Origin of the sequence: Thermoactinomyces sp. CICC 10522 (genome assembly GCF_016055075.1) — a bacterium.
In the GTDB taxonomy this organism is placed as follows: domain Bacteria; phylum Bacillota; class Bacilli; order Thermoactinomycetales; family Thermoactinomycetaceae; genus Thermoactinomyces_A; species Thermoactinomyces_A daqus.
The window spans coordinates 1-879 of sequence record NZ_JAECVY010000064.1 but is presented as its reverse complement, the minus strand read 5'-3'; the positions used below and the strand labels follow the sequence as shown (position 1 = coordinate 879).

1 pseudogene is annotated in these 879 nt (G+C 50.1%); it reads left to right on the top strand.

The features are described from left to right. Positions 1-21: 21 nt before the first annotated feature. A pseudogene (locus I8U18_RS17600) lies at positions 22-857 on the top strand (IS5 family transposase). The last annotated feature ends 22 nt before the right edge of the window (positions 858-879 follow it).

The following is an 879-nucleotide window of genomic DNA, read 5'->3' as shown; positions in this document are numbered from 1 at the left end:
TTTCGTAAGGGGACATCTATGATGAGACGGCGATACGAAATTACGGATGAAGCTTGGGAAAAGATTGCTCCATTGTTACCCTCAAACGGTAAGCGTGGAGGTCAATGGAAAGACCACCGGACCATTTTAAACGGGATTCTTTGGAAGTTTGGGACAGGAGCTCCTTGGAGAGACCTCCCCGAGCGCTATGGTTCTTGGAAAACCTGCTATTATCGCTTTACTCGTTGGCAGAAGGATGGAACCTGGGATCGCTTGCTGAAGTATGTCCAAACCTACTCCCATGCTGTTTCCGATGTCGACTGGGTTGTTTTCGTCGACAGCACAATCGTCCGAGCTCATCAGCACGCCGCAGGCGCGCCCAAAAAAGGGGGATCCTCACTTCCAAAATGAGGCACTGGGTCGGAGCCGTGGAGGACTGACGACCAAAATTCATCTTGCTTGTGATGGGAAAGGTCGTCCTCTCGCTTTTACCATCACCCCAGGTCAACAGCATGACTGTACCCAATTACAAGCATTGCTGGACTCCATTTGTGTTCCCCGTTTTGGAAAAGGAAGACCTCGTAAGAGGCCGGATCATTTGATTGCAGATCGCGGCTACAGCTATCCATTTTGCCGGCGTCTTCTCCTCAAACGTGGCATTCCCCACACGATTCCAGAGCGTAAAAATCAGGCTGAGCGCCGGTCCAAAAAGCCAGGTCGTCCTCTCTCCTTCAGTAAAGAACGATACGCACGTCGAAACATGATTTTGTATTAACCGTCTGAAGCAATGGCGTGGCTTTGCCACGCGCTATGAAAAACGGGCGGTTTATTTTTGTGCTGCCATTACCTTGATTTCCCTGATGATTTGGCTCAATTAGTGATTCACCAGACACGCCCTAG